At 65.8% G+C, this 21,146-nt stretch carries 18 protein-coding genes; 9 read left to right on the top strand and 9 right to left on the bottom strand.

Translation table 11 applies throughout. The annotated features are described in order from the left end of the window. Nucleotides 1-37: 37 nt before the first annotated feature. The 3 genes from ACLNGM_RS14240 to ACLNGM_RS14230 form a co-directional block, all read right to left on the bottom strand. On the bottom strand, nt 38-1,366 hold the full coding sequence (locus tag ACLNGM_RS14240; RefSeq protein WP_090959781.1) for a L,D-transpeptidase family protein: 1,329 nt from the start codon (nt 1,364-1,366) through the stop codon (nt 38-40). 289 nt (nt 1,367-1,655) lie between these two features. Continuing rightward, on the bottom strand, nt 1,656-2,168 hold the full coding sequence (gene ldtR, locus ACLNGM_RS14235) for a transcriptional regulator LdtR (RefSeq protein WP_055885014.1): 513 nt from the start codon (nt 2,166-2,168) through the stop codon (nt 1,656-1,658). Nucleotides 2,169-2,345: 177 nt separating this feature from the next. After that, nucleotides 2,346-2,774 (bottom strand): DUF6163 family protein, encoded by a 429-nt coding sequence (locus tag ACLNGM_RS14230; RefSeq protein WP_416355428.1) that lies wholly within the window; start codon nt 2,772-2,774, stop codon nt 2,346-2,348. A 238-nt stretch (nt 2,775-3,012) separates the two neighbouring features. Between ACLNGM_RS14230 and hemB the strand changes: the two genes are divergently transcribed. From hemB to ACLNGM_RS14215, 3 genes are all read left to right on the top strand, one after another. Continuing rightward, nucleotides 3,013-4,035, top strand: a complete 1,023-nt coding sequence (hemB, locus tag ACLNGM_RS14225; RefSeq protein WP_416355427.1) for a porphobilinogen synthase — start codon at nt 3,013-3,015, stop codon at nt 4,033-4,035. Between the two features lie 80 nt (nt 4,036-4,115). After that, nucleotides 4,116-4,583: an RDD family protein gene (locus ACLNGM_RS14220; protein ID WP_090959787.1), complete on the top strand. Its 468-nt coding sequence runs from the start codon at nt 4,116-4,118 to the stop codon at nt 4,581-4,583. Nucleotides 4,584-4,710: 127 nt separating this feature from the next. Beyond that, nucleotides 4,711-5,466 carry an arginyltransferase gene (locus tag ACLNGM_RS14215; RefSeq protein ID WP_416355426.1) on the top strand — a complete coding sequence of 252 codons (756 nt, stop codon included), beginning with the start codon at nt 4,711-4,713 and terminating at the stop codon, nt 5,464-5,466. A gap of 50 nt (nt 5,467-5,516) precedes the next feature. On the opposite strand, the gene parC is transcribed toward ACLNGM_RS14215, so the two are convergent. Continuing rightward, nucleotides 5,517-7,766, bottom strand: coding sequence for a DNA topoisomerase IV subunit A (gene parC / locus ACLNGM_RS14210; RefSeq protein ID WP_416355425.1), 2,250 nt, complete (start codon nt 7,764-7,766; stop codon nt 5,517-5,519). A gap of 185 nt (nt 7,767-7,951) precedes the next feature. Between parC and ACLNGM_RS14205 the strand changes: the two genes are divergently transcribed. Further along, a complete protein-coding gene (locus ACLNGM_RS14205; RefSeq protein ID WP_416355424.1) occupies nt 7,952-9,130 on the top strand; it encodes a hypothetical protein in 1,179 nt (392 codons plus the stop codon). A gap of 16 nt (nt 9,131-9,146) precedes the next feature. Beyond that, nucleotides 9,147-9,662 carry a 2'-5' RNA ligase family protein gene (locus ACLNGM_RS14200; protein ID WP_416355423.1) on the top strand — a complete coding sequence of 172 codons (516 nt, stop codon included), beginning with the start codon at nt 9,147-9,149 and terminating at the stop codon, nt 9,660-9,662. A 47-nt stretch (nt 9,663-9,709) separates the two neighbouring features. On the opposite strand, the gene aspS is transcribed toward ACLNGM_RS14200, so the two are convergent. Next, nucleotides 9,710-11,500 (bottom strand): aspartate--tRNA ligase, encoded by a 1,791-nt coding sequence (aspS, locus tag ACLNGM_RS14195; RefSeq protein WP_416355422.1) that lies wholly within the window; start codon nt 11,498-11,500, stop codon nt 9,710-9,712. Between the two features lie 220 nt (nt 11,501-11,720). Between aspS and rnd the strand changes: the two genes are divergently transcribed. After that, nucleotides 11,721-12,872, top strand: coding sequence for a ribonuclease D (rnd, locus tag ACLNGM_RS14190; RefSeq protein WP_416355421.1), 1,152 nt, complete (start codon nt 11,721-11,723; stop codon nt 12,870-12,872). A gap of 55 nt (nt 12,873-12,927) precedes the next feature. Here rnd and ACLNGM_RS14185 read toward each other — a convergent pair whose 3' ends face one another. The 4 genes from ACLNGM_RS14185 to ACLNGM_RS14170 form a co-directional block, all read right to left on the bottom strand. Next, nucleotides 12,928-14,415: a Ppx/GppA family phosphatase gene (locus tag ACLNGM_RS14185; RefSeq protein ID WP_416355420.1), complete on the bottom strand. Its 1,488-nt coding sequence runs from the start codon at nt 14,413-14,415 to the stop codon at nt 12,928-12,930. A gap of 19 nt (nt 14,416-14,434) precedes the next feature. Continuing rightward, on the bottom strand, nt 14,435-16,798 hold the full coding sequence (locus ACLNGM_RS14180; RefSeq protein WP_416355419.1) for an RNA degradosome polyphosphate kinase: 2,364 nt from the start codon (nt 16,796-16,798) through the stop codon (nt 14,435-14,437). A gap of 64 nt (nt 16,799-16,862) precedes the next feature. Then, nucleotides 16,863-17,546 carry a hypothetical protein gene (locus tag ACLNGM_RS14175; protein WP_416355418.1) on the bottom strand — a complete coding sequence of 228 codons (684 nt, stop codon included), beginning with the start codon at nt 17,544-17,546 and terminating at the stop codon, nt 16,863-16,865. Nucleotides 17,547-17,550: 4 nt separating this feature from the next. After that, on the bottom strand, nt 17,551-18,723 hold the full coding sequence (locus ACLNGM_RS14170; RefSeq protein ID WP_416355417.1) for an AI-2E family transporter: 1,173 nt from the start codon (nt 18,721-18,723) through the stop codon (nt 17,551-17,553). Nucleotides 18,724-18,938: 215 nt separating this feature from the next. Between ACLNGM_RS14170 and ACLNGM_RS14165 the strand changes: the two genes are divergently transcribed. Genes ACLNGM_RS14165 through purN form a run of 3 tightly spaced genes read left to right on the top strand, consistent with a single transcriptional unit; the run spans nt 18,939 to nt 21,107 of the window. Next, a complete protein-coding gene (locus ACLNGM_RS14165) occupies nt 18,939-19,358 on the top strand; it encodes a hypothetical protein (RefSeq protein WP_416355416.1) in 420 nt (139 codons plus the stop codon). Next, nucleotides 19,348-20,421 carry a phosphoribosylformylglycinamidine cyclo-ligase gene (gene purM / locus ACLNGM_RS14160; RefSeq protein WP_416355415.1) on the top strand — a complete coding sequence of 358 codons (1,074 nt, stop codon included), beginning with the start codon at nt 19,348-19,350 and terminating at the stop codon, nt 20,419-20,421. The genes ACLNGM_RS14165 and purM overlap by 11 nt, the downstream gene beginning before the upstream one ends. Before the next feature lie 56 nt (nt 20,422-20,477). Further along, nucleotides 20,478-21,107 (top strand): phosphoribosylglycinamide formyltransferase, encoded by a 630-nt coding sequence (gene purN / locus ACLNGM_RS14155; protein ID WP_416355414.1) that lies wholly within the window; start codon nt 20,478-20,480, stop codon nt 21,105-21,107. Nucleotides 21,108-21,146: the final 39 nt, after the last annotated feature.

Genomic DNA, 21,146 nt, shown 5'->3' with positions numbered 1-21,146 from the left:
GTCGCCGCCGGGCCCTTTCGAAATCAGTCCGCGCCGATCAGTACGGCAGGTCGGCGTAGGCCTGCTCGCCCTGTGCATAGGCGGTCGGGCGCGCATCGGTCATGACGAGTTGATCCGCACCGTCGCGAGCGTAGATGTCGTCGCGGAACTGCACCACGGTCGGGTCCGTCGCCCAGGCCGTGAGGTAGGTGAAGTGCAGCGGCACCGGGTTCGTGAAGTTCACGTCCTGACGCGTGCGGGCAGCGATCGTCTTCTCGATCGCGGCGCGGTCCCAACCCGGTGTGTCGCGGGCCAGCCAGACGATCAGGTCGCGCACGTTCTGGACGCGAACGCAGCCGGACGACTCGAAGCGCATCAGCTGCGAGAAGACGCTCTGCTGTGGTGTGTCGTGCATGTAGACCGAGTACGGGTTCGGGAAGTTGATCTTCACCGAAGACATCGCGTTCATCCGGCCCGGATTCTGGCGGAACAGATATTTGACCGCCTCGTCCGTCTGCCAGTTGATCGTCTCCGGCGGCACGACGCTGCCGTCCGCCGCGTAGATGATGATGTCGTTGCGCTGCAGATAGGTCGGGTCCTTCTGCATCAGCGGGATGATGTCCTTGCGGACGATCGACGCCGGCGCGTGCCAGTACGGGTTGAGGTTGAGGTTGGTGATCTTCGAGTCGAGGATCGGCGTCTGACGGTCGATCTTGCCGACGACCGCCGTGTGACGCTGCACGACGCGGCCGTTCTCCACAGCCTCGATCGAGGCCGCGGGGATGTTGACCATCACGAAGCGACCCGGATCGAGCTGAATTGCCGACAGGCGCTGGATGTTGGTGTTGAGCTGCGCCAGGCGCACATCCGCCGGCACGTTGAGCGCCTTGAAGGTGTATTCGCCAACGGCGCCGTCGGCCGGCAGGCCGTGGCGGGCCTGGAAGCGCTTCACCGCGGCGTCGACATAGGTGTCGAAGGCCTGCGACGCACCGGCGGAGCGGTCGAGATCGCCCGAAGCGACGAGACGTTCGCGCAGATAGGGAACGGCCGCGTTCTGCACGCCAAGCTCGAGCTTGCCGCTGTCCGGCACGCGCTGCCAGCCGCCGGCCATCGCGATCTGCTGGTACTGGCCGACAGCCTGCTGCATGGCCTGCAGCGTGTTCGGCGAGAAGACGGGCTGGTTCGATGCGACGTTGCGCACGCTCGCCTGACGCGTGTCGAACTGATCGTTCCAGCCGCCGCGGTTCGGCGCCGCGAGGACGCCTTCCAGCGCCGATTGCGCGCGCGCGGAGCCGGCGAAAGCCCCTGCCCCCAGCATGGTCGCCGCACCCGCCACGAAGCGCCGGCGGCTCATGCGGATCGAACGGTTGTCTGCGCCCTCAGTCATTCTCGAACCCCTTGGCAAGTCTTGCCCACTTGCGCCGCAACATAGGGGCGGCTTGGTAAACCAAAGCGTAACGGGCAATCACGGAAGCGAGTGGACGCGTGCGCCCGTCGCGTGAAGGCTCGAAAGGCCATTGGAATGCGGCAAAAAGGGGGATCGCGCGTACCTCAGTGGGCAAGGCGCCGCGACTTTTGGATGCTGTGTTGCAAAAAGCCCCACGAGCGGAACGACGCTCGCGGGGCTTGGGAGGACCGCGCACTGGAGGACGCGCGATCAGCCGATGGGGATGGGCTTACAGGCGATACATGATCGAATCGTTCCAGAAGCGATCGAGGCGCTGGAGAGACTTGTTGAGCTTCTGGAATTCGCCCTCGTCGAGCCCGCCGACCTTATCAATCGAGCCGATGTGCCGGTCGTAGAGTTCGGCGACGATCTCGGCGACCTCGATGCCCGACTTCGTCAGGGAGACGCGGACGGCGCGGCGATCGACACGGGAGCGCTGGTGATCGATGAAGCCGAGCTCGACGAGCTTCTTGAGGTTGTAGGAGACGTTGGAGCCGAGATAGAAACCGCGGGTGCGAAGCTCGCCGGCCGTCAGCACCGAGTCGCCGATGTTGAACAGGAGCAGCGCCTGGACCGCGTTGATATCGGTTCGACCGGCGCGGTCGAACTCATCCTTGATGACGTCCAGCAGGCGGCGGTGCAGACGCTCCACCAGTTGCAGCGTCTCAAGGTACAGCATCTTCAGCTCGGGCTTGTCTTCCTTCACAAGCTCTGCAGGGCGCTTGGCGACCGTATTCTTCATGATCGATCCCACTGTTGCTTCCCGAGGTTCTTCATGACCTCGTCTTGTCCTGCAACTTAGGGGCTGCGTCTAAAATTCGTTTTAAAACGCAGGCTTAACGCGGAGTTTAAACATTCGGAGCGCTTTCGTGCTGAACGCGAAGTGAACAGCACGGCCCGAATTCGAACCGTTTCGGCCTCACCAATCGCCGCGCAGGCGCCGGTGACGCTCCACCGCGCCGACGATCCGGAGCGCCGCGAGGAGCGCGAGCCCGAAGGCATGACCGCCAAGCAGCAGCGGGTCGGTGCCGAAGAGATGCGGGAAGCCCAGCCGCATCACGCTCTCGCAGGCGGCGACGAGAATCCAGATCACGCCGCCCCACGACGTCGCGAGCCACAGCCCGGTGCCGGCCACAGGATAAAGGACAGCCAGCGACGGACAGGCGATGCGCCACCAGACCGGCATCAGATCGAACCGCCAGAGCGGCCCGTCGAAGACGCCGATCAGACGGATCCAGTAGACGAGGCCGAAGCCGAACATGGCAAGGCCGGCGATACGGCACAGCCAGACGATCAGCGTGCGGTTGAGCGTCTCGTCGCGGTCCCTTTCGAAGATCTCCAGCGTCATGGATGCCGCAACGGGTCGCCGGTGCGGCAGGGCGCGAGCGCAGGGATCGAAGGGGTCATGCGGGGTCCTGACTGAGGCGCGCGCAGGACCTTCAAAGGATGCCGCGCGAGGGACAAAGGCTATGCACCTCGCCCCGCGCCGTCAATCGCGCCGGTCCGGCAGTGGAATCCAGAGGGGTTGAACAAGGACCGGCGCCGGGGGCATAGCTCTACCGAATTCGAGACGAAGGAACTGCATCATGGGCGAGCGCACCGCGACGAGCACCCGGATCGACCGGGCCACCGGCGGAACGCGTCTGCGGCGTCTGCGACAGAACGACTGGACCCGGCGGCTCGTCCGCGAGACGGACGTGCGCGTCGACGACCTGATCTGGCCGATCTTCGTGCGCGAAGGCGATGGCGACGCGCATCCCGTCGCCTCGATGCCCGGCGTCTCGCGCCGCTCCGTCGCAGGATGCGTCGAGGCGGCGCGTCGGGCTGCCGACCTCGGCATCCCGGTCGTCGCCCTGTTCCCCTTCACCGATCCGTCGCTGCGTGACGAGACCGGCTCGGAGGCGCTGAACGAGAGCAATCTCGTCTGCCGCGCGACACGCGCGATCAAGGACGCCGTGCCGGAGATCGGCATCCTCTGCGACGTCGCGCTCGATCCCTACACGAGCCACGGGCATGACGGGATCGTGCGCGACGGTGTGATCGTCAACGACGAGACGGTGAACCTTCTCTGCCGCCAGGCGCTGGTTCAGGCGCGCGCCGGATGCGACATCATCGGGCCGTCCGACATGATGGACGGCCGCGTCGCCTGCATCCGCGAAGCGCTCGACGCGGACGGTTTCGGGGACACGATGATCATGTCCTACGCCGCAAAATACGCCTCCGCGTTCTACGGACCCTTCCGCGATGCCGTCGGCTCGGCCGGCGCCCTGCGCGGCGACAAGCGCACCTATCAGATGGACATGGGCAACGCGCTGGAAGCCCTCCGCGAGGCCGCGCAGGACATCGCCGAAGGCGCGGACATGATCATGGTCAAGCCGGGACTGCCCTATCTCGACATCCTCGCCCGTCTCGTCGACGAGTTCCGCATGCCGACCTTCGCCTACCAGACGTCCGGCGAGTACGCGACGATCATGGCGGCGGCGCAGAACGGCTGGATCGACGGCGACAAGGCGATGTTCGAATCGCTGCGCGCGTTCAAGCGCGCCGGCGCCTCCGGCATCCTCACCTACTTCGCGCCCCGCGTGGCTGAGGCGATCCACGAGGGCTGAGGCGGGATTGCGAAGCCGCCGCCGCGACACCATGTCCTCGACGCGCCGGACGTTCCGGCGGGACAGGAGACGATGACGCGATGGTCGATGCAACGGTTCTCAATGGCGCTCCGACGACATGGCTCGACGAGCCGCGCGCTTACGAGGGCGTGCGGTCGCGCCGCATCTTGGCCTTCCTCGTCGACTACACGATCGTCCTGCTTCTCTGCATTCCCGTCACGTTGATCATCGGCGTCCTCGGGATCCTGACGTTCGGTCTCGGCTGGATGCTCTACGGCGCGTTGTTCCCGCTGGTCGCGCTGCCCTACGTCGCCTTCACGCTCGGCGGTCGGTCGCAGGCCACCCCCGGCATGCGCCTCTTCGGCATTCGGCTGGAGCGCCTCGACGGGCGACCGACCGATCCGGGCCTGGGTGTCGCCCATTCGGTGCTGTTTTGGGTCGCCGGCGCGCTGACCTCGGGCTTCATCGTGCTCGTCGGCCTGTTCACCGCGCGCAAGCAGCTGATCCAAGATCTCCTGCTCGGAACCGTGGTCGTTCGCCGGCGCTGACGCGGCGGCGGTCTCCGCGGATTTTTTGGCCGTGTTCGTCAGGAGAGCTTCCCAAGCGAGACTGCGACCATCACATTGAAGTGGCGCGCGCGGATCGGAACCGCGCGCGAGCCGAGGCGCCGACCGCATGACTGCTCATCCCCAGAGCCCGCAATTCTTCCTGACGGCGCCCTCACCCTGCCCCTATCTGGACGGGCAGTTCGAGCGGAAGGTTTTCACCCATCTTGCAGGCGCACGGGCTCCGGCGCTACTCGACCTTCTGACACAAGGCGGCTTTCGCAGAAGCCAGAACATCGCCTACCGCCCGGCCTGTGAGCGCTGCCGCGCCTGCGTCTCCGTGCGGATTCTCGTGGACGAGTTCGAGCCGACGCGGTCGATGCGGCGCGTCCTTCAGACGAATGCCGACCTCTTCGGCCACATGGCGGCAGCCGAGCCTACGTCCGAGCAGTTCGCCCTGTTCCGTCGCTATCTCGAAGCTCGTCATGCGAGCGGCGGCATGGCCGAGATGAGCGCGATGGACTACGCGATGATGATCGAGGACAGCCAGGTCGATACGCGGCTGATCCAGTATCGTCGCAAGGGGCCGGATTACCGGATCACGGGGCGTTCGGACGAGGGCCTGATGGCCGTCGCGCTCAGCGACGTGATGGCTGACGGCATGTCGATGGTCTATTCGTTCTACCGGCCAGACGAGGTCGATCGCAGCCTCGGAACGTTCATGATCCTCGATCATATCCGTCGGACGAAGGAACTCGGGCTCCCCTATCTCTATCTCGGCTACTGGGTCGAGGGCTCCCGGAAGATGCAGTATAAGATCCGGTATCAGCCGCAGGAGCATTTGATGGCGAAAGGCTGGGAGCGCTACGCCTCGCCCGAAGCGTAGTCGCCGCCTCGCGCCAAGCGCTCAAGCCAGTCCAGCCGCCGCGAGGCCAGTCAGCCGAAGCGACCACTCTTGGGAAAGCCCTTCGGCACCAGTCGACCGGCTTGGGCCCGATCGCCGCGCCATTCCATCAGCTCCGCGTCCGACCGCGTGAAGACGCGACCAGCCGGATCGGTCCAGGTCAGCCCCTCGGCCAGCTTGAACACCTTAATGTCGAGCAGCCCGCCGTCCTTGAAGCGCTGCAGCCGGACGCCCTTGCCACGGACCATCTCGGGCACCTGCGCGAGCGGGAAGACGAGCATCTTGCGGTTGTCGCCGACCGCCGCGACGGCATCGCCGCCATTGATCCGTTCAGCCCGCAGGAGGCGCACCGCGCCCGCGACGTTCAGGATCTGCTTGCCCTTGCGGGTGGACGATAGGAGCTCGCCCTCGGACACGATGAAGCCGTTGCCGTCGCTCGACGCGACGAGGCGCTTGGCCGCCGGATCGGGCACGAAACCCATCGCGATGTCCTGATCGTCCTCGAGTTCGATCGCAAGCCGGATCGGGTCGCCGTGTCCGCGTCCGCCCGGCAGCTTGTCGGCGCCGAGCGTGAACGCACGACCGTTGGTCGACAGGAACACCAGCTTGTCGGTGGTGAGAGCGGGGAACGCGAGCTTCAGCCCGTCGCCTTCGCGGAAGGTCAGACCGGACAGATCGGTGAGATGCCCGCGCATCGCGCGAAGGAAACCCTTCTGCGACAGGACGATCGTCACCGGCTCCTTCTCGATCAAGGCGACGGCGATGTCGTCGGACGAATGTTCGGGGGCGTCGGCGAAGGTCGTGCGGCGCTTGCCGAGCTTGGTCTTCTTCGAGAAGGCATCGCGCACCTCGCGCACCTCGCCCGCGACCGTCGACCACTGCAGTTCGGTGGAGCCAAGCAAAGCCTGCTTGGCGTCGCGCTCTTCGCTGAGCGAATCGAACTCGCGCTTCAGCTCGAACTCCTCGAGCTTGCGCAGCGAACGTAGGCGCATGTTCAAAATGGCTTCCGCTTGAACGTCCGACAGCTGGAACGTCGCCATCAGGACGGCCTTCGGCTCGTCCTCCTCGCGGATGATCCGGATCACCTCGTCGAGGTTGAGGAAGGCGATGATGTAGCCGCCGAGGATCTCCAGCCGCCGCTCGATCTGGTCAAGACGGTACTGCGAACGCCGGACCAGCACTTCGCGCTGATGCGCCAGCCACTCGACCAGCACCTCGCGTAGGGGCAGGACCTTCGGGACCTTGCCGCCTGACAGGACGTTCATGTTCAGCGGGATGCGTGATTCCAGATCGGTCAGGCGGAACAGCGACTCCATGAGGAGCACCGGGTCCACCGTCCGGGCCTTGGGCTCGAGGACGATGCGCACGTCCTCCGCCGATTCGTCGCGGATGTCGGCGAGCAACGGCAGGCGCTTGGCGGTCAGAAGGTCCGCGATCTTCTCGATCAGCCGCGACTTCTGCACCTGATAGGGAATCTCCGTGACCACCACGACGTAGCCGCCGCGACCCTGCTCCTCCCGCTCCCAACGCGCGCGAACGCGGAAGGAACCACGCCCTGTGGCATAGGCTTCGCGGATCGTCTCGCGCCCGTCCACCACGATGCCGCCGGTCGGGAAGTCTGGCCCTTGCACGAATCTCAGAAGCGTATCGACGTCGGCATCGGGCTGCTCGATCAGCTTCAGCGCGGCATCGCAGATCTCCGCCGCGTTGTGCGGCGGAATGGAGGTCGCCATGCCGACGGCGATCCCCGACGAACCGTTGGCCAGGAGGTTGGGGAATGCGCCCGGCAGGACGACCGGCTCCTGATCCTCTTCGTTGTAGGTCGGACGGAAGTCCACGGCGTTCTCATCGATGCCGCGCAGGATCAGCGTGGCGACATCGGTCATCCGCGCTTCGGTGTAGCGCATGGCCGCCGCGCTATCGCCGTCGACATTGCCGAAGTTGCCCTGGCCGTCGATCAGCGGATAACGGATCGAAAAGTCCTGCGCGAGCCGCACCAGCGCGTCGTAGATCGACGCGTCGCCGTGCGGATGGAACTTGCCCATCACGTCGCCGACGATGCGGGCGCACTTCTTGTAGCCTTGGCCCGGATCGAGCTTGAGCACGCGCATCGCATGGACGATGCGCCGATGCACTGGCTTCAGCCCGTCGCGCACGTCCGGCAGTGCGCGTCCCATGATCGTGGACAGGGCATAGGCGAGGTAGCGCTCCTCGAGCGCCGCCTTCAGGTCGATCGGTTCAATGTCGCCGCCGCTCGGCGGGGTGTCCACTGGCTTGCCCATGGCCTCGGCCATAGCCGAAACTGCCAAATGGAACAAGAGGAGAACAAAGCGCGATCATGGCCGTCAGTCGACTGTCCGCTCCCTTTCCTCCTCAGCGGAAACAGCCATATTAGCGGCGTTCTCTACGGGTTCGGTCGGTGCGGTCGAATCGGCTTCGGTCTCGTCACCGTCAGAAAGGTGTCTTCATGCGCGTCCTCCAGTCCCGCCGCATCCTCGCAGGCTTCGCGCTCGTCCTTGCGAGCACGACGTCGTCGCTGGCGGCGGACGCCCAGGCATTCGCGGAACGCCTCAAGGCGGCGATGGCCAGCCAGCAGGTGGTCCTGGACTATTCGAGCGCCACCAGCGACGGGAACGATGTCATCCTCTCAGCAGCGAACCTGCATGGCGGCGCGCCGGGCGACAGCCCGCTTCCGCTCGGCGATCTCCGGTTCCAGGGCGTCACCGGTTCGACACCCGAGGGTTGGCGGGTCGAGCGCGTCGCCCCGGCCGACATCGACCGCACGGAAGGACCGACTCGCACCCGTGCATCCGGCATCGTGATCGAGGGCATGCAGATCCCTCCGGCGAATGGCGGGACCGCCGCCTCGCCGGTGTTCTTCGATCGCATGGCCGTTGCGAACGTGACGGCTGAGCACGAAGGCCGTCAGGTGCTCGGCGTCGACGGCGTGGAGTTGCGCACCGGCGGCGGTAACGGCACCGCCTACAGCGGCACGTTCGGCGTTCAGCGGTTTACCGTCGACACGCAGGCAACGGGCGGCGAAGGCGGATCCGCCGTGATGGCCGATCTCGGCTACCAGCAGCTTGTGGGGACGATGACCGGAAACGGTTCGTGGAACCCGCAGTCCGGCGCCTTGACCCTCGACCCGCTGCAGATCGCGGTCGATAATGCCGGGACGTTAAATTTTGCCTACACGATCACGGGTTACACGCCGAGCTTCATCCAGTCTCTGAGTCAGCTCAGCCAGCAGATGCAGGCGAGCGGCGGGCAGAACGAGGCGAGTGGCATGGCCGTGATCGGGCTGATCTCGCAGCTCTATCTCCAGTCGGCCGAACTGTCCTTCACCGACAACTCGCTGACAAACCGCCTCCTAGAGTACTACGCCAAACAGAACAACCAGACGCGCGAGCAGATGGTGTCGGGTCTCGTCGGGTCGTTGCCGCTGGCGCTGGCCTACATTCAGAACCCGGATTTCCAGGCGCAGGTCAGCGGCGCGGTGAAGGACTTCCTCGAAAACCCGCAGTCGCTGCGCATCTCGATCGCCCCGGCGGCACCGGTGCCGGCGACGCAGATTCTTGGGGCCGCGATGGGCGCGCCCCAGACCCTGCCGCAGGTCCTCAACCTTTCGGTTCGCTCCGGCAATTGACGGCGGCCAGATCGGCGTGGACGTAGACCCGTTGATCCTGACGCTGCGGTTCGACGCGGCGAGCTTCGAGCGTTTCGACGCCATGCGCCGGCGGTACTTCCCGCCTGCGCGCAACATGCTGCCCGCGCATCTCACACTCTTCCACAAGCTTCCCGGCGAGCGTCTGCCGACGATCCATCGCGATCTGGCCGCGCTGGCCGCGGAAACGCGGCCGTTGCGGCTGGTCGCGGAGGGTATCCGCTTCCTCGGCTATGGATCGGCCTACGAGATCCGCTGCGACGCTCTGAAAACCGTGCGCGCGCGGCTCGCCGAGCGCTGGGCGGGAGACCTTTCGCGTCAGGATGCCTCGGGCTTCTCGCCGCATGTGACGATCCAGAACAAAGCGCCGGCGCGAGAGGCCAAAGCGCTCTGTGCCGACCTCAAGGCTGCGTTCTCGCCGTTCGATGCGGAGGGGACGGGGCTCCTCCTCTGGCATTACCGCGGGGGGCCGTGGGAGCTTGCGGGCGAATACGGCTTCGAGGGGCGGCCATAGAAAAGGGCGCCGCAGCGCCCTCCTCGTTGTCTCCAACGGTTTTCGGCTCAGCCCTTCGGCGGCTGCGGGATCGGACGGATACCAAGCTCGCGAAGCTGCGCGGGGCTCGCCTCGGCCGGCGCGCCCATCAGCAGGTCGTGTGCCTGCTGGTTCATCGGGAACAGCGCGATCTCGCGCAGGTTCTTCGCGCCGCAAAGGAGCATGACGATGCGGTCGACGCCCGCCGCCATGCCGCCATGCGGCGGCGCGCCGTACTGGAACGCGCGGTAGAGACCGCCAAAACGTTCCTCGACATCGGCCTGGCTATAGCCCGCGATCTCGAAGGCCTTGACCATGACCTCGGGCAGCTGGTTGCGGATGCCGCCGGACGCGATCTCGAAGCCGTTGCAGACGATGTCGTACTGGAACGCCTTGATCGACAGCGGCTCCTGCCCCTGCAGCGCCTCCATGCCGCCCTGCGGCATCGAGAACGGGTTGTGAGCGAAGTCTACCTTCTTGTTGTCCTCGTCCCACTCGTAGAACGGGAAGTCGATGATCCAGGCGAGCTCGAACCGCTCACGGTCGACGAGGTTCAATTCCTCGCCGACGCGCGTGCGCGCCGAGCCAGCGAAGGCGTAGAACTTCTCCGGGCGTCCGGCGACGAAGAAGCAGGCGTCGCCAGCCTCGAGGCCAAGCTGGATGCGAACGGCTTCGGTGCGCTCCTCGCCGATGTTCTTGGCAAGCGGCCCGGCGCCGCTGAGTTTGCCGTCTTCCTCGCGCCAGAAGATGTAGCCGAGGCCGGGCTGCCCCTCGCCCTGCGCCCAGGCGTTCATGCGGTCGCAGAAAGCGCGGCTGCCGCCGGTTTTCGCCGGGATCGCCCAGACCTCGACGGCCGGATCCGATGCGATCATCCCCGCGAAGACCTTGAAGCCAGAGCCCGCGAAATGCTCGGTTACAGCCTGCATCTCGATCGGATTACGCAGGTCTGGCTTATCGGAACCGTAGCGCCGGATCGACTCGGCGTAGGGGATGCGGCGGAAGGTCTGCGAGACGGGCTTGCCGTCAGCGAACTCCTCGAAGATCCCGCGGATCACCGGCTCCATCGTCTGGAAGATGTCTTCCTGTTCGACGAAGCTCATTTCGAGATCGAGCTGGTAGAATTCGCCGTAGAAGCGGTCCGCGCGGGGGTCCTCGTCGCGGAAGCACGGCGCGATCTGGAAATAGCGGTCGAAGCCCGACATCATCAGCAGCTGCTTGTACTGCTGCGGCGCCTGCGGCAACGCGTAGAACATGCCGTTGTGCAGGCGCGACGGCACAAGGAAGTCGCGCGCGCCCTCCGGGCTCGAGGCCGTCAGGATCGGCGTCTGGAATTCGTTGAAGCCGATCTCGTTCATGCGGCGGCGCATCGAGGCGACAACCTGCGTGCGGCGCATGATGTTGCGGTGAAGCGTCTCGCGGCGAAGGTCCAGGAACCGGTAGCGAAGGCGCACGTCCTCCGGGTATTCCGGCTCGCCGAAGACCGGCAGCGGCAGCTCCTTGGCCGGCCCCAGCACCTCGATCTCACGCGCAAAGACCTCGACCTCGCCCGTCGGCAGCTTGGCGTTGACGGTCTCAGGCGTGCGCGCCTTCACCTCGCCGTCGATGCGGATGACCCATTCGCCGCGCACCGTCTCGGCCGTCTTGAAGGCTGGCGACTCCGGATCGACCACGATCTGCGTCAAGCCGTAGTGATCGCGAAGGTCGATGAAGAGCAGGCCGCCGTGGTCTCGGATGCGATGCGCCCAACCCGACAGGCGTACCGTGTTCCCGACATGCTCGGGGCGAAGCTGAGCGCAGGTATGGGAACGGTAGCGATGCATGGCGGTCTTCTCTCGGCTGATCCGGCGGGTCAGGTGTGAGGACGGGACGTCCGCCCCCCACCCGAAATTCGCGCGGACAAGCGCATGCAGGTGCCATCCTGTCAAGAATCTTGGGAAATCCGAGCTTCGTGGCGCAGCAGCGCGCGATGAAAATGGTGGAAAGGCATCGCTCGCCGGGTCAGCCGGTGCCCAGCCAGCGCAAGTCGGCCTATAAGAAGGGATGGAGCCGATTACCACGACCGCCGCGCTGCAAGAGGCGTGCAACACCCTGTCCCGCGCCGAGTTCGTCACGGTCGACACCGAATTCATCCGTGAGACGACCTTCTGGCCGGAGCTCTGCCTCATCCAGATGGCCTCGGACGATCTCGCCGTGCTGGTCGATCCGCTGGCGAACGGCATCGACCTTGCGCCCTTCTTCGCGCTGATGGCCGATGACAGGGTCATCAAGGTCTTTCACGCCGCTCGGCAGGATGTCGAAATCATCCACAAGCTCGGCGGCCTGATTCCCGTCCCGCTCTTCGATACGCAGGTCGCTGCCATGGTGTGCGGCTTCGGCGAGTCGATCGCTTACGACCAGTTGGTGGCGAGAACGTCGAAGGGGCGGATCGACAAGACGTCGCGCTTCACCGACTGGCGCCGTCGCCCTCTGTCGAAGGACCAACTCGAATACGCGCTGGCGGACGTGACCTACCTCCGCGACGCCTATCGCTTCTTGAAGGCGGCGCTGGCAGTGGAGGGGCGCGAGTCGTGGCTTGCCGACGAAATGTCGGTCCTCACTGATCCCGCAACCTACGACATTCACCCGGACGACGCGTGGAAGCGATTGAAGCTTCGCGTGAGGAAGCCGATCGAACTGGCTGTTCTGAAGGAGGTCGCTGCGTGGCGTGAGCGGGAAGCACGCCAGCGCGATCAACCGCGTTCGCGTATTCTTAAAGATGACGCCGTCTACGAGATCGCCCAGCAGCAGCCGCGCGACGAGACGGCTCTCTCGCGCTTGCGGACCGTTTCGAAAGGGTTCGAGCGGTCTAGTGCGGGGCGCGAGATTCTCGCCGCCGTCGGCCGTGCGCTGGCGATCCCGAAGAACGAACTGCCGGCCATCCCTCGCCCACCGAACCAGCCGGAAGGAACGGCCTCGGCGGTCGAGTTCCTTCGCGTGCTCCTCAAGATCGTCGTCGACGAGCGCGGCGTCGCCGGCCGTCTGATTGCTTCCGGCGACGATCTGGAGAGATTGGCCGTCAAGGGTGCGGACGCCGATGTGCCGGCGCTCGAGGGCTGGCGCCGTGAGTTGTTCGGAAACCGCGCGCTGGAGCTTCTCGAAGGCCAGTCCGCCCTCGTCTACCGCAATCGGCGGGTCGAGGTGGTGAAACTCTAACCGTTACGGCCGGGCCAATGGGTCCGACCGGTGGTTGCTGCTGACGCCCTCGGCGTCAGCGCGCTTCCATCCGCAAGGTGCGCTCAACGATGCGGGCGAACGCTTGGAGGCGGGCTTCAGGGCGCTCGCCGATCAGGCCAGCGAGATCTTTCGGCACGACCAGCGTGAAGCCGCCTCGCGGATCTTGAGCCCACCGCAGACGCTCCAGAACACCCGGCATTGCCGCGGTCAGGAGATAGGTGACGCGGACGAGGCCCGCAAAAACCCTCGCAAGGTGGATCATCCGCGCGTCGACGATGCTGCTCAGCCGCTGAACGTCGACGGGGTCGAACTCGCCCTCGTAGCGGTAATAGTTCGCAAGGCTGAGATAGGCTCGGCCCAGATGATCGACCGCCGGGAACGCGGCGTTCAGCACCAGCGAGTAGGCCTGCGTCCCGCGATAGTCAGGGTGCGCGCGCCAGGCGATGTCGGTCAGGAGACAGGCCGCTTTCCTCAGCCGCTGCTCAGCCACCGACTCGGCGATGCCGAGGGCGGTGAACGTGCGAGTCGACCAGTCGATCAGCTCCTCGTTGTGACGTGCCGAGCGCGAACGCAGGAACGACAGCTCGAGCGCGGCTTCCAGAAGCGGGTCCTTCGCCTTCTCCTCGTCGCTCAGCCGTTCGTGGAGATAGCCCTCGCGCACGCCATAGGCGGACATGATGATCTCGGAGGGCTTCAGCGTCTGAATGACCGCCTGCAGCGCGACGGCCCCGAAGGCCAGCAGCGAGCGACGGTTGCGCGAGATCGCGGCGATACCCGGCAACTTTTCCGGGTCATTCTTCACGACAGCGGTCAGGAACTCGCCAAGATCGGCCGCCTTGACGGCGTAGCCGTGCATGACGTGGATCGGATAGCCCGTCTGCTCCATGTGGAGCTTCATCAGGTTTCGCCACGTGCCGCCGACGGCATAGAACGGCCGACCGGCAGCGATCGGCGCGAAGCCGGTCGCGATCATGTGGCTGTCGGCGATCAGCCGGGCCTTCGCCAGGTCGCCGCTCGACATGTCCTGCAGTCGCAGGCCGCCGAGCGGCATGGTGACGCCGTTTCCGATCCGCCCGTCCGCGACATCAACGATCTCGAGGCTGCCGCCGCCGAGGTCGCCTGTGATGCCGTTCGGCGCGTGAAAACCGGCGATCACGCCCTCGGCCGCGTACTTCGCCTCGTCGGCGCCCGAAAGAATGGTGATCGGGCAGCCGATCGCGGCTTCCGCCGCCCGCACGAAATCGGGACCGTTGGTCGCCTCGCGCGCTGCCGCGGTCGCGATCGGATGGATCTCGCCGACACGGAACTGGTCGCACAGAGCCCGGAAGCGTGTCAGCGCCGCGATGGCGCTGGCGACGGCCTTGTCGTCGAGGCGGTTGGTCGCGGCGATGCCGCGACCGAGGCCGCTCAGCACCTTCTCGTTGAAGAGCATGGTGGGGGCGCGGCTGTTGCCCTCATAGACCACGAGGCGCACCGAGTTGGAACCGACGTCCACGACGGCGACCGGCACGCGGCCGGGCATCCGCCCATGTGCCGCTTCGTCAGTCGTAGCGGGAATGCTCCGCACGTTGTCTCGCGATGAGCTTAGGAGCATTCGTCTTCAGGGCCTTTCCGCGTCCCGACAGGCTTGGATTGGTCATGAAATAGCGTTGGGCGTTGAACGGCTGCTCACCCTCCGACGGAGCGATCCGCCGCGAGGTTCCATCGGAGAGAACCGACCAACTCTGCTGGTTGTCCAGGATGTTGGCCAGCATGATCTGCGAGAGAACCTGGCTGTGGACGGTAGGCGTCGTGATGGGCACCAGCGTTTCGACCCGCCGATCGAGATTTCGGGGCATCATGTCGGCGGACCCCATGTAGACGATCGCCTTTTCCGAAGGCAAGCCATGGCCGGCGCCGAAGCAGAAGATGCGGCTATGCTCGAGGAAGCGGCCGACGATCGACTTGACGCGGATATTGTCCGATAGGCCGGGCACGCGCGGCTTCAGGCAGCAGATGCCGCGCACCACGAGATCAATCTCGACGCCCGCCTGGCTGGCACGGTAGAGCGCGTCGATGATCTGCGGATCGACGAGCGAGTTCATCTTGAACCAGATCTGGCCCTGACGGCCCGCCTTCTCGTGCGCGATCTCCTCGTCGATCATCTGCAGGATGCGCTTGCGCAAGTTGAGCGGCGAAATCGCGATCTTGCGCAGGTCCGTCGGCTCGGCATAGCCGGTGATGTAGTTGAAGATCAGCGAGACATCGTGGGCGATGTCCGGATCGGCCGTGAAGTACGACAGGTCCGTGTAGATCTTGGCTGTGATCGGGTGATAGTTGCCCGTGCCGATATGGCAGAAGGACACGATCTTCCCCTCCTCGCGGCGCACGACCAGCGAGAGCTTGGAGTGGGTCTTCTTCTCGATGAAGCCGAAGACAACCTGAACGCCCGCGCGCTCGAGATCGCGCGCCCACTTGATGTTCGCTTCCTCGTCGAAGCGCGCCTTCAGCTCGACCAGCGCCGTGACCGACTTGCCGGCTTCCGCCGCGTCGATCAGCGCGCGCACGATCGGTGAGTCGTTCGAGGTCCGGTAGAGCGTCTGCTTGATCGCGACGACGTTGGGGTCGAACGCAGCCTGCCGCAGGAACTGCACGACCACGTCGAACGATTCGTAGGGGTGGTGGACGACGATGTCCTTCTCGCGGATGGCCGCGAAGCAATCGCCGTTGTGCTCGCGAATTCGTTCGGGAAAGCGCGGGATGTAGGGCGAGAACTTCAGGTCGTCCCGCGGCAGCTTGACGATCTGGGACACCGCATCGAGCGCCAGCATGCCGTCCATGATCGAGACGCGCGATTCGGATACGTTGAGTTCGCTGGCGACGAAGTTGCGCAGCCCTTCCGGCATCACGTGGTCGAACTCGATGCGGATCACCGATCCGCGGCGACGTCGCTTGAGGGCGCTCTCGAACGTGCGGACGAGGTCTTCGGCCTCTTCCTCGACCTCGATGTCCGAGTCGCGGATAATGCGGAACGTGCCCTGCCCGCGCACCCGGTATCCCGGGAAGAGCTTCGAGATGAACAGCGCGACCACGCTTTCGAGCGGCACGAAGCGCGCGACGCCCGCGTCCGTCAGCGGCATCTCGACGAAGCGTTGAAGCGCCGTCGGCAGGCGCAGGAGCGCGTTCATCGTCTGCGAATCGCGCTCGCGGATCAGCGACAACGCCATCGAGAACCCGAGGTTCGGGATGAACGGGAACGGGTGCGCCGGATCGACCGACAGCGGCGTCAGCACAGGGAAGATCGCCTCGTCGAAGTGGCGCTCCAGCCAGACGCGGTCGTCCTTCTTGAGCTCGCCCGCGCCGACGATCAGAATGTTTTCGGCGCGCAGCGCCTTCACCAGCTCGGCGAGCGAAGCCTGCTGCTCCTCCTGAAGCTGGCCGACCTCCGTGAGAACGCGGTCCAGCTGCTCCTGCGGCAGGAGGCCGTCGTCGCTGCGGACCGACAAGCTGGCACGCACCTGCCCCGCGAGCCCGGCGACGCGCACCATGAAGAACTCGTCGAGATTTCCGGCCGAGATCGACAGAAAGCGTACGCGCTCGAGCAGCGGATGGTTGAGATTCTGCGACTCTTCGAGGACTCGGCGATTGAACTGGAGCCAGGATACCTCGCGGTTGACGTAGCGATCGGCGGGAAGCTCCTCGACGGTCGAGACCTGAACGGGAGGAACGGGCGCCGGCAGGATACCGACGGCTTCCATCAGGGGCTGATCCGGCTCCGGCTCGTCGCTTTCGACCTCAACCTGTGTCGCCGCATCAGACACCGCCTCCGTCCCGCCGTTGGCGCGCACCACATCGCGCGCCGGGCTCCTGCGACGGGTCGCCGGGCGGCTGGGCTTGGACTGATCGGTCGCGCTGGTCTCGCTCATCGGATGCTCTGTCGGTTCGGAACGCACGGGGGTCACGGTCGCTTAGCGGGGTCGCGCGACTGTTTCATGACGCTCGATTCGTTTCCAATGCCATTTCTTCGAGGACTCGCTGCGCTAACGTGCGCCCGATCCGAAGCTTGCCGGCGAGCGACGCCTGATCGAGCCGACGTACGAAGTCGGACGCCGCCTCGAACGAGCGCTCCATCCGGGGCAGCGCGAACTCCACGACGCGCGGGTCGAGTTCGATCTGCCGGTCGGCGGCAACCTTCATGACCACCCCGACAAGCAGAGTTTCGTCCGGCGCGCGCAGCTCGACCGCGGTTGCGGCCCGGAGACGCGAGCGGAGATCGGGAAGCTTCATGTCGAGCGCGCCTGCCGGCAAGCGCGAGGTCAGGAGGACGGTGCCGCCGCCGAGCCGCGCGGCATTCAGGAGCGCAAACAGCGCCGGTTCGTCAAAGTTCGCGCGATCGATATCCTCGACCAGAGCAGCGAAGGATCCGCGCGCTGCGGCCGGATCAAATGCATCGTCCGGCCAAACGGTGGCGCCGGACAGCTCGCACCAAGCCGAGGCGAGATGCGTCTTGCCCGAGCCGGGGGGTCCCGAGATCATGACGAGCGGATGCGGCCAGTCGGGCCAGCTGTCGATCGCTTCCACCGCGAGCGCGTTGGCCGAGCCGACCATCAGGTCGTCACGCGCCATGGACGAGCGCGCCGGGAGGTCCAGCGGCAGTTGCTGGGGCCTGCGCATCCGTTCAGTCGCCCTTGCCGCCGCGCGGGTCGAACTGGCTGCGTAGAGCGGCGTTAAGCCCGTCGCCCTCGATTTGGATCGGCTGCGGGGTCGCTGCCAGCTCGCGACCGAAGTACATCTCGCTCTCGAGGTACTTCTGCAGGGCGAAGCGGACGAGCACGCCGACCGCTGCGGCGGCCGGCACGGCGATCAGGAGGCCGACGAAGCCGAAGATCGCGCCGAAGGCGAACAGCGCGAACATCAGCCAGACCGGATGCAGCCCGACGGACGCACCGACGAGCTTCGGCTGAAGGATGTTGCCCTCGATGAACTGGCCGGAAAAGAACACGCCCGCGGCTGCCGCCACCCAGATCCAGTCCGGCGAGAACTGGACGAGCGCGACGCCGAGCGCGATCACGAGACCCACGGCCGAGCCGACATAGGGAACGAAGGAGATCACGCCGGCGAAGAAGCCGATGAGAAGGCCGAAGTTGAGCCCGACGAGCGTCAGGCCGACCGCGTAATACGTTCCGAGAATCAGGCAGACGCTGCCCTGACCGCGCACGAAGCCCGCAACAGACCGATCGATTTCCCGCGCTAGGCGCCGGACCGTCGCAACGTGCTGGCGCGGGACCAGCGCGTCGGTTTTCTCGATCATCCGGTCCCAGTCGAGCAGAAGATAGAAGGCAACGACTGGCGTGACGACGAAGAGCGACAGGAAGTTCACGACCGCAAGGCTGGACGTCCACAGCGACGAGACGAAGGACGTCACGAAGCCCGAGAGCTGACGGACCAGCGCCTGGAAATCCTGCTGGACCGACTGCTGGTCGTTCTCGATGAAACGCGACAACGGCCCCTGCCGGAGGTCGCCGGCCAGTTCCTGGAGGCGACCGAGATATTGCGGCAGGCGGGCGACGAAGCCTGCGATCTGGCCACCGATGACCGGGACGAGCACGAGGAGGACCAAGGCGATCAGGATCACGAACGTGACGAGGATAACGATGCTGGCAGCCAGCCGCGACATGCCCCGCCGCACCAGCCAGTCGGCGATCGGATCGAGGAAGTAGGCCATCACCATGCCCAGCACGAAGGGCAGAAGGATGCCGCGGAACAGCCAGAGAAACAGGACCACCCCGACCGCGGCGAGGCTCCAGAACAGGACCTGACGCTTGAGAAGTCGGCTACGATCGCGGACCATGTCATTCCTCCGTTCGCACGTGCGGGATATTTCGGGCGCGCGCGAACGAAATCGAGATAGGCAGGCCCGCCGGAACCGGTCAAGGGTCGAAGCGGGAGTCGGAGGTCACGGTTAGAATGGAAACCCACGGGGCTTGTCGGTGTGGCCAGCTGCGAATTCGAGTTCACGGGAAGCCGCTGGTTACGATGGCCTGCCACTGCGCGGGCTGTGAGAAAATGACGGCGAGCGCCTTCTCGCTCTCGGCCCTGTTTCCGGCCGCAAGCTTCGCTGTCTCCGCCGAAGAGACCGCCATCGGCGGACTGCATGGCGGCTCCAAGCACCATTTTTGCGCGCACTGCCTGACATGGGCCTTCACCCACCCCGAGGGCATGGACGATTTCGTCAACGTCCGCTCACCAATGCTGGGCGCCTCGCTTCTGCTCGAACCGTTCATGAACCTGCACGGCCGAAAAATTGCCGTGGGTTCGCATGCCTGCAGCCTTCAGTTTCGAGAAGTTTCCGCGGCCCGACGCTTTTCCATCGATTCTCGCGGCTTACGCCGCCGAAAACTCGACGATCGAAGGTCATGGCGTCTTGCCCGCATAGTCCGATCATGCGAACTCGCGACCCAAAGAGGGCCCTGCCATGACCGCTGATCCCAAGACCGGTTTGACCTATGCCGAAGCCGGCGTCGACATCGACGCGGGCAACGAACTGGTGCAACGCATCAAGCCTCTGGTGCGCTCGACCCGACGTCCCGGTGCCGACGGCGAGATCGGCGGCTTCGGCGGCTTGTTCGATGTGAAGGCGGCCGGTTTCACCGACCCGGTGCTGGTGGCCGCGAACGACGGCGTCGGCACCAAGCTCAAGATCGCGATCGACACCGGCCTTCACGACACGATCGGGATCGACCTCGTGGCGATGTGCGTGAACGATCTCGTGGTGCAGGGCGCCGAGCCGCTGTTCTTCCTTGATTATTTCGCGACCGGGAAGCTCGACCCGGCTCAGGGCGAAGCGATCGTGGCCGGCATCGCCGAGGGCTGCCGGCAGGCGGGCTGTGCGTTGATCGGCGGCGAGACCGCCGAGATGCCGGGCCTCTATGCCGAGAAGGACTATGACCTCGCGGGCTTCGCGGTGGGTGCCGCCGAGCGCGGGCGCCTCCTGCCGAGCGGCGAACTCGCGTCCGGCGACGTGATCCTCGGGCTCGTATCGTCCGGCGTCCATTCCAACGGCTATTCGCTGGTGCGCCGCGTGGTCGAGAAGGCCGGCGCGCGCTACGAGGCCCCCGCCCCGTTCGAGGCCGAGGGCTGCTCGCTCGCCGAGGTCCTGATCGCGCCGACCCGCATCTATGTGAAGCCGCTGCTGGCTGCGATCCGCGAGGGCGACGGCATCAAGGCGCTGGCCCACATCACCGGAGGCGGCTTCCCGGAGAACATTCCGCGGGTGCTGCCCGAGCATCTTCGTGCCGATCTCGATCTCCACGCCATTCCGGTTCCGCCGGTCTTCTCCTGGCTCGCCAGCGAGGGCGGCATCGCCGAGGCCGAAATGTTGCGCACCTTCAACTGTGGCATCGGCATGATCGTCGTCGTGAGTGAGGCGGAAGCCGCGGCGGTCGCCGCGATCCTTCAGAGCGAAGGCGAGACGGTCGTCCCGCTTGGCCGTATCCTCCCGCGCGAGGCCGAGGCCCCGGTCACCTTCAACGGGCAGCTCGCCCTGTGAGCTACGAGGCCGCCCGCAAGCGGGTCGCCGTCCTGATCTCGGGACGCGGCTCCAACATGAGCGCGCTGATCGGCGCGGCCATGGACCCGTCCTACCCGGCCGAGATCGTCGCCGTCCTGTCGAACAAGCCGGACGCGGGCGGCCTCGCCACCGCCGCGCGCTACGGCATTCCGGCCGAGGGGGTCGACCAGCGGCTCTTCCCTGATCGAGCGGCCCACGAGCAGGCGCTGATCGAACGGCTCGACACGTATCGCCCCGACATCATCTGCCTGGCGGGTTACATGCGGCTGCTGACGCCGCTGTTCGTCGGGCACTATGCCGGACGGATGATCAACATTCACCCGTCACTCTTGCCGCTATTTCCGGGGCTGCACACGCACGAGCGCGTGCTGGAGGCAGGCATGCGCATCCACGGATGCACGGTGCACTTCGTGACCGACGACATGGACGAAGGACCGATCATCGCGCAGGCCGCGATTACAGTGGAGCGCGGCGACACTCCCGACAACCTCGCCAACCGGCTGCTGCGGGCCGAACACCGCCTCTATTCGCACGCGCTTCGCCTCGTCGCCGACGGCACCGTGCGCCAGGACGGCGGACGTGCGGTCATTGCGGAGTCGCGCGGCGGGACGCCGCGCCCGGCAACACCGACGGTGCTCGTCGCACCCGACGGCCGCGAGTCCTGACGTTCGATCACCGGACAGAGCGCTGGGATTGGCCGCGGT

It is taken from the genome of Aureimonas phyllosphaerae, assembly GCF_047943035.1.
GTDB lineage: Bacteria > Pseudomonadota > Alphaproteobacteria > Rhizobiales > Rhizobiaceae > Aureimonas > Aureimonas phyllosphaerae.
The sequence above is the reverse complement of the archived record's forward strand: the minus strand, read 5'-3'. Positions and strand labels throughout refer to the sequence as shown.

What these genes read in the sequence shown, in the direction of transcription:
- ACLNGM_RS14185 (WP_416355420.1), bottom strand. Translation starts at nt 14,415, where the DNA reads ATGCCCGGCCGCGTGCCGGTCGCCGTCGTGGACGTCGGTTCCAACTCG.
- rnd (WP_416355421.1), top strand. Translation starts at nt 11,721, where the DNA reads ATGGAGCCGATTACCACGACCGCCGCGCTGCAAGAGGCGTGCAACACC.
- ACLNGM_RS14175 (WP_416355418.1), bottom strand. Translation starts at nt 17,546, where the DNA reads ATGCGCAGGCCCCAGCAACTGCCGCTGGACCTCCCGGCGCGCTCGTCC.
- purN (WP_416355414.1), top strand. Translation starts at nt 20,478, where the DNA reads ATGAGCGCGCTGATCGGCGCGGCCATGGACCCGTCCTACCCGGCCGAG.
- ldtR (WP_055885014.1), bottom strand. Translation starts at nt 2,168, where the DNA reads ATGAAGAATACGGTCGCCAAGCGCCCTGCAGAGCTTGTGAAGGAAGAC.
- ACLNGM_RS14230 (WP_416355428.1), bottom strand. Translation starts at nt 2,774, where the DNA reads ATGACGCTGGAGATCTTCGAAAGGGACCGCGACGAGACGCTCAACCGC.
- aspS (WP_416355422.1), bottom strand. Translation starts at nt 11,500, where the DNA reads ATGCATCGCTACCGTTCCCATACCTGCGCTCAGCTTCGCCCCGAGCAT.
- hemB (WP_416355427.1), top strand. Translation starts at nt 3,013, where the DNA reads ATGGGCGAGCGCACCGCGACGAGCACCCGGATCGACCGGGCCACCGGC.
- parC (WP_416355425.1), bottom strand. Translation starts at nt 7,766, where the DNA reads ATGGGCAAGCCAGTGGACACCCCGCCGAGCGGCGGCGACATTGAACCG.
- ACLNGM_RS14170 (WP_416355417.1), bottom strand. Translation starts at nt 18,723, where the DNA reads ATGGTCCGCGATCGTAGCCGACTTCTCAAGCGTCAGGTCCTGTTCTGG.
- ACLNGM_RS14215 (WP_416355426.1), top strand. Translation starts at nt 4,711, where the DNA reads ATGACTGCTCATCCCCAGAGCCCGCAATTCTTCCTGACGGCGCCCTCA.
- ACLNGM_RS14205 (WP_416355424.1), top strand. Translation starts at nt 7,952, where the DNA reads ATGCGCGTCCTCCAGTCCCGCCGCATCCTCGCAGGCTTCGCGCTCGTC.
- ACLNGM_RS14180 (WP_416355419.1), bottom strand. Translation starts at nt 16,798, where the DNA reads ATGAGCGAGACCAGCGCGACCGATCAGTCCAAGCCCAGCCGCCCGGCG.
- purM (WP_416355415.1), top strand. Translation starts at nt 19,348, where the DNA reads ATGACCGCTGATCCCAAGACCGGTTTGACCTATGCCGAAGCCGGCGTC.
- ACLNGM_RS14240 (WP_090959781.1), bottom strand. Translation starts at nt 1,366, where the DNA reads ATGACTGAGGGCGCAGACAACCGTTCGATCCGCATGAGCCGCCGGCGC.
- ACLNGM_RS14220 (WP_090959787.1), top strand. Translation starts at nt 4,116, where the DNA reads ATGGTCGATGCAACGGTTCTCAATGGCGCTCCGACGACATGGCTCGAC.
- ACLNGM_RS14165 (WP_416355416.1), top strand. Translation starts at nt 18,939, where the DNA reads ATGACGGCGAGCGCCTTCTCGCTCTCGGCCCTGTTTCCGGCCGCAAGC.